Origin of the sequence: Streptomyces sp. SID14478, from assembly GCF_010548525.1 — a bacterium.
Classification (GTDB): Bacteria; Actinomycetota; Actinomycetes; order Streptomycetales; family Streptomycetaceae; genus Streptomyces.
In genome coordinates, this window is record NZ_JAAGMG010000177.1 from 1 (window position 1) to 5,973 (window position 5,973).

Consider the following 5,973-nt stretch of genomic DNA (forward strand, 5'->3'; position numbering starts at 1 on the left):
CGACACGGGCCGGCCGCCGGGCGCGAGCCGTCAGCCGCCGGTCGGCACCGCCAGGCGGTCCGCGCTGCCGCGGCTCCAGCCGGCCTTGATCGTGCCGGCCGCGAGGGCCATCATCACCGCGCCGAACACGGCGGCCGTGGAGAACATCGTGAAGCCCAGGTCGGCGTGGCCCGCGGCGAGCAGCTGACCGCCCATCCAGGGGCCGAAGACGGCGCCGAACCGGCCCATGCCGGAGACCCAGCTCAGGGCGGTGGGCCGGTCCTCCTCGGCGTGGTGGGAGCCGACGGTCGCGTAGACCATCGTCTGCCCGCTGAACAGGAGCAGTCCGGCGAAGAAGACCACGACGTACAGCAGCCACACCACCATGTGCGCGCCCATCAGGTAGACGAACACGGCGGTGAGCGCGAACCAGATGATGACGATGCGGCGCGGGCCGACCAGGTCCGCGAGGCGGCCGGCGACGAGCATGCCGACGATGCCGCCGACGTTCAGGCAGGTGGAGAAGAGGAGCGAGTCACCGGTGTCGTAGCCCAGGTCGCCCATGATCTTCGGCAGCCACTGGCCGACGCCGTACACGAGGAGCAGACCCGCGAAGGACGTCAGCCAGAAGCACAGAGTGGTCGTCCACTGGCGGCCCCGGAAGAGGGCCTTGAGGCTCTCCAGCTTGTCGGTGAGGTGGCCCTTGGGTTCGGGCAGGGTGAGTCCGTACGCGTCCGCCGCGCGCTGCGCCTCTGCACAGCGGCCACGGGTGAGCAGGTTGGTGGGCGACTCGGGCAGCATCTTGAGGGCGAGCGGCAGGAAGACCAGCGCCGGGACGGCGCCGACGAGGAAGGCCGAACGCCAGCCGAAGTCGTCGATGAGCCACAGCGCGAGCAGCGGGGCGACGGCGCCGCCGGTCTGGTGCGCGGTCATGATGACGCCGGTCGCGAGGGCCTTGCGGGTACCGGTGGTGAACTCCATGCCGTACGAGATGGCTATCGGCAGCAGCGCGCCGAGACCGAAGCCGCACACCAGGCGGAAGAAGCCGAAGACGGTGGCGCTCTGCGCGAGTCCGCAGCCGACGGTGGCGACGGTGAAGACGGCGACGGAGACGAAGACCGTCCCGCGGCGGCCGACCCAGTTGCTCGCGGTGCCCGAGAGGATCGTGCCGATCAGCATGCCGAAGGTCGTGTAACTGCCGATGTCACCCGCGGTGGCGTCGGTCAGGCCGAGTGCGTGGGAGCCGAGCATGTGCGGCAGGGCCGAACCGTAGATGAACGTGTCGATGCCGTCGATGAAGACCAGCGCCCAGCACAGGGCGATGACGACGGTGCGGCTTCTGCGGGACGCGGCGCCGCTCGGCGGGGCGAGCGGGGAGGTGGCGGAGGAGGACATCGTTGTTTCCTCTCGTGCGGGACGCAGGGGGGACTCCTGGTCCCGGGCGGCAGGGGGCGCGGTGTGGCGTAGACGCTAAGAAGTCCCGCACCGTTCGTCAACACTTTTGTTAACAATCCAGGGGAACAGTGCGGCCCCGACGGCCTGAGCGCGGTCGCCGGGGCCGGGTCTGCTGGTCAGGACCGGACGGGCGGGGTCCCGTGGGTGTGGAACGACTGGATCGTCTTCAGGCCCCAGGCCTGGCCCTTCTTGCGCTCCTCCTCGGTCCAGGTGATCAGCGGCCAGTCGGGCGCGAGGACGAGGCGGGTGAGCGGGTTGCACAGTTCGATGCGGTTGCCGCCGGGCTCGTAGACGTACAGGAAGAAGGTCTGCTGGATGGCGTGCTTGTGCGGGCCCGTCTCGATGAAGACCCCGGAGTCGATGGCGAGGTCGGCGGCGCGCAGGATGTCCTCGCGGGTGTCCGCGGCGAACGCGATGTGGTGCAGGCGGCCCTGACTGCCGGTCCAGTCCTCGGTGTAGACGACGTCGTACGACTTGTTCGTGAAGGTCAGCCAGCGGGCGGCGATCCGGCCCGTGTCCAGCCGGATCTGTTCCGTCGGGCGGGCGCCGAGGACCTGCTCCTGGAACGTGGCGTTGGCGAGGACGTCCGCGGCCAGGAAGTTGACGTGGTCCAGGCGCCGGACGCCGACGCCCCGGTTGGGCTTGGCCTGGGGCTGGTTCTTGAGCGCCGGCCTGAGGTCGTCGGGAGCCCGGTAGTGCTCGCTCTCCCAGTACAGGGCGTGCTCGTGGCCGTCCGGGTCGGTGGTGACGTACATCTTGCCGATCCCGGGTTCGTCCTCGACCCAGCAGCCGGTGCCGCCCGCGTCCTCGACCGCCTTCACGCGGCGCCGGAGCGCCTCCTCCCCGGAGGTGCGCAGGGCGAGCCGGCCGAGCCCCGGCCGGTCGCGGGCGGTGACGACGAGGCTGTGGTGCTCGTAGTCGTCGAAGGTCCGCAGGTAGACACTGTCGCCGTCCCGGCCGTTGACGGTGAGGCCCAGGAAGTCGGTGAAGAAGGCGACGGAGGCGTCCAGGTCCGGGGTGAACAGCTGGGCGTGTCCGACGTGGGCGATGTCGCCGAGGGGCGCGGTCATCGGGGACCTCCTGAGGGTCGGGCGGGCAGGGCCGCCGAGGCGGCGGGGCGGGGGAAGACCGTGCCGTCGAAGAGCGTGCGGGCCGTGCGGACCACGGCGGTGCGGTGGGCGCGGGGCACGCCGTCCGCGCCGACCCGGACGGTACTTTCGATGTCTGTGAATCCGCTGGGGTGCTCGATGCGCAGCCGCTCCCCCGCGGGCAGCTGCGCGAGCGGGGCGCCCACGCCGCCGGCGATCCGCAGTCCGGCGGCGACGCTCGCCGCGCCGAGGACGCCGATCGCGGTGTGGCAGCGGACGGGCAGGAAGGTGCGGGTGGTGACCGCGCCGCCGTGCCGGGGCGGGGCGAGCAGCGTCACCTTGGGGACCGTGGCCTCGCCGACGTCGCCGAGGCCCATCAACTCCCCCGCCTCGATCCGCAGTTCGTGGACACGGGCAGCCAACTCGCCGTTGGCCTCCAGCTCCTGCGGGTCCTCGTAGCCGGTGACGTTCAGGGACGCTGCGGGCACGAGGACCGTCGGCATCCCGTTGTCCACGCACGTCACCTCGACGCCGGCGGCGGTGTCCCGGACGTTTCCCGAGGGCAGCAACGGGCCGTCGCCGGGCGGGAAGGCGAGGACGACGGCCGCGGCCGTGCCGGGGACGCCGGAGATCTCCGCGTCACCGGTCGGGTCGAAGTACCCGCCCGGGGTGGGGAACGTGGCCGTGGCGAGGTCCCCGCTGTTGACCATGCGCACGCGCACGGAGGTCTCGGCGCCGCCGGTCGGTACCAGCCCGCGTTCGAGGGCGAACGGGCCGACCCCGGCGAGGAGGTTGCCGCAGTTCTGACGGTCCGACACCTCCGGTTCCCCGACGCCCACTTGGAGGAAGAGGTAGTCCACGTCGGCCGCCGCGTCGGTGGACGCCGAGACCACCGCGACCTTGCTCGTGAGGGGGTGCGCCCCGCCGAGGCCGTCGATCTGCCGCGGGTCGGGACTTCCCATGATCCGCAGCAACAGGTCGTCACGGACGGACGGTTGCGCCGGGAGGTCCTCGGCCAGGAAGTAGGCGCCCTTGGAGGTGCCGCCGCGCATCAGCGTGCAGCGCACCCCCGCGGGTCCGCTCACGATCCGTTCCCGGTGTACTCCTCGTACGACTGGCAGGTGACACCGAGCGAGTCCAGGGCGTCCCTCAACCCGTAACGGTCCAGGCCGAGTTGACCCTCCCGGAAGGCCTCCCGGGTCGCGGCCTCCTTGTCCTCCCTGGCCCGCGACCTCTCGGCGGCCTCGCCGGCCCGCTCGCGCGGGACGACCACGACGCCGTCGTCGTCGGCGACGATCACGTCGCCGGGGCGGATCACTTCACCGCCGATGACGACGGGTACGTTCACGCTGCCGCCGGTCGCCTTCACCGTGCCCTGTGCGGACACCGCGGCGGACCAGGCGTGGAAGCCCATCGCGCGCAGTTCGGCGGTGTCGCGGATTCCGGCGTTCGTGACGACGCCGCGCACCCCGCGCCGCTGCAGAGCGGTCGCGAAGAGCTCGCCGAACATGCCGTCCGTGGACGGTGAGGTGGTGGTGACGACGAGGATGTCGCCCTCGCGGCACTGCTCGACGGCCGCGTGGATCATGAGGTTGTCGCCGGGCCAGGACAGCACGGTGACGGCGGTGCCCGCGACGCGCGTGTCCCGCTGGTTGGGGCGCAGGTGGCTGCCGAGGAGGCCGGTGCGGCCCAGGGCCTCGTGGACGGTGGCGACGCCGTGCCCGGCGAGCGCCTCGACGTCCTTCGGCCCGGCCTTCGGCGGGTCGGTGACGATCACGCCGGGCATCAGGCGAGCTCCTTCGCGATCTGCGGGTAGGGGCGCATGTACGCCTCGGCCAGGGTCGTGTGGGCGAGGCCCAGGTTCGGGCCCGCGTTCCGCTTGAGCTGGACTCCGCGGCGTACGGCGAGATCGGTGTAGTAGTCCCACAGGTGCCGCTGCGCGCCCAGGCACTCCATGGCCTTGCGCTTGGTGTCCCAGACCTCGGTGATGTCGAGCAGGACCTCCGGCTTGAAGCCGCTCATCTCGGGCTGGTGCGGCTCGAAGAGGAAGACGGGCGGGGCGCCGATGATCTCGCCCTCGCCGGGGTAGCCGATGGCCTGGGCGAGGACGCGGGCCTCCAGGGCCATGCGGTGGGCGGCCGGGTGGTCGCCGTTGTACGGGTCCTCGGCCGGGTGCGTGAGGACGACGTCGGGCTGGGTCTCGCGGTAGAGGGCGACGAGCCGGTCCGTGAGCGCGGCGGTGGGCACGAGCGGGTAGTCGCCGGCGTCGAAGAAGCGGACGTCGGCGCCGAGTTCGGCGGCGGCGCGCTCGGCCTCGTCGCGGCGCAGCGCCTTGATCTCGTCGAGCTTCTTCCCCTCGCGCCAGGCCTTCGCGGACTCGCCGCGTTCGCCGAACGTGAGGCAGGCGACGGTGACCTTCTCGCCCCGGGAGGCGGCCAGGGCGAGGGCGCCGCCGGCCCGCCACACGAAGTCCCCCGCGTGGGCGGTGACCACGAGCGTCGATCGTGGCGGGGTGGCGGGCGCGTTGCCGTGGGTCATGCTGCATCTCCTTGCTGACAGGTGGGCGCCCGCCCGCTGCGGCTCAGTCGGCGCGCAGGGCGTCGATCACGCTGCTGAGGTGGGCGCGGACGGCCGTCTCGGCCGCCTGCGGATCCCTGGCGCGGATCGCCTCGATCACGGCCAGGTGCTCGCTCAGGGACTGCTGCGGTCGGCCCGGGCGCAACGCCAACTGGAAGCGGTGACGCACCAGTTGGGCGTTGAGCCGCTCCAGGAGACCGACGGCCGTGTGCTGGCCGGAGATGTCCCGGATGCGGGCGTGCAGATCGTGGTTCAGCTCGGAGTAGGAGACCGGGTCGCCGTCGGCGACCGCCTTGGACATGGCCTTGCCCACGTCCGTCAGCTCGTCGAGCTGCGCCTCGGTGGCGTCCACTGCCGCCTTGGCCGCGCACAGCCCTTCGAGCGCCATCCGGCACTCGGTGATCTCCACGGCCTCCTCGACCGTGACCACGCGCACTCGCGACCCGCGGTTGCGGATCCGCTCGACCAGTCCTTCGGAGGCCAGGTCGAGCAGTGCCGCCCGGATGCTGGCGCGGGTGACGTCGTACTGCTCGGCGAGTTCGTTCTCCACCAGCCGCTGGGCCGGTGACATCTCGCCGCGCAGGATCGCCTGCCGGAGCCGCTCCAGCGCGTACTGCTTGGCCTGCTCTCCGGAGCCTGGACGGGCTTCCTTCGGCATCTGCCCTCCCTGAGTGAGTGCCTGTCGACGCTAAATCTAGGCCAACAAGATTGTCAACGATTTTGTTTGCGTTCTTCCGGGCACTCGGAACCCTCGGGACCCCGCAGGAACGACAGGTCAGCGGCGCGGCGCCGGCGGCTCGCCCCACGGAGCCTCCAGCGCGGAGCGCAGCGCCGCGACCGCCTCCGCCCCGATGCGCTCGGCGAGCCGGGCCTC

General features: G+C 72.0%; 6 protein-coding genes. All 6 read right to left on the reverse strand.

Annotated elements, in window-relative coordinates:
* Positions 1–30 precede the first annotated feature (30 nt).
* Entirely contained in the window at positions 31–1,374 is a 1,344-nt protein-coding gene (locus G3I40_RS06795; protein WP_164301253.1) for an aromatic acid/H+ symport family MFS transporter, read from the reverse strand.
* A gap of 176 nt (positions 1,375–1,550) precedes the next feature.
* Positions 1,551–2,504 carry a catechol 2,3-dioxygenase gene (locus tag G3I40_RS06800; RefSeq protein WP_164301254.1) on the reverse strand — a complete coding sequence of 318 codons (954 nt, stop codon included), beginning with the start codon at positions 2,502–2,504 and terminating at the stop codon, positions 1,551–1,553.
* Complete coding sequence (locus G3I40_RS06805; RefSeq protein WP_164301255.1) at positions 2,501–3,607, reverse strand: 4-oxalomesaconate tautomerase; 1,107 nt, start codon at positions 3,605–3,607, stop codon at positions 2,501–2,503. Before G3I40_RS06805 ends, G3I40_RS06800 begins: the two co-directional genes overlap by 4 nt.
* Positions 3,604–4,308 (reverse strand): 4-carboxy-4-hydroxy-2-oxoadipate aldolase/oxaloacetate decarboxylase, encoded by a 705-nt coding sequence (locus G3I40_RS06810; protein ID WP_164301256.1) that lies wholly within the window; start codon positions 4,306–4,308, stop codon positions 3,604–3,606. The genes G3I40_RS06805 and G3I40_RS06810 overlap by 4 nt, the downstream gene beginning before the upstream one ends.
* Complete coding sequence (locus G3I40_RS06815; protein WP_164301257.1) at positions 4,308–5,060, reverse strand: PIG-L deacetylase family protein; 753 nt, start codon at positions 5,058–5,060, stop codon at positions 4,308–4,310. The genes G3I40_RS06810 and G3I40_RS06815 overlap by 1 nt, the downstream gene beginning before the upstream one ends.
* 43 nt (positions 5,061–5,103) lie before the next feature.
* Complete coding sequence (locus G3I40_RS06820) at positions 5,104–5,757, reverse strand: GntR family transcriptional regulator (RefSeq protein WP_164301258.1); 654 nt, start codon at positions 5,755–5,757, stop codon at positions 5,104–5,106.
* Positions 5,758–5,973: the final 216 nt, after the last annotated feature.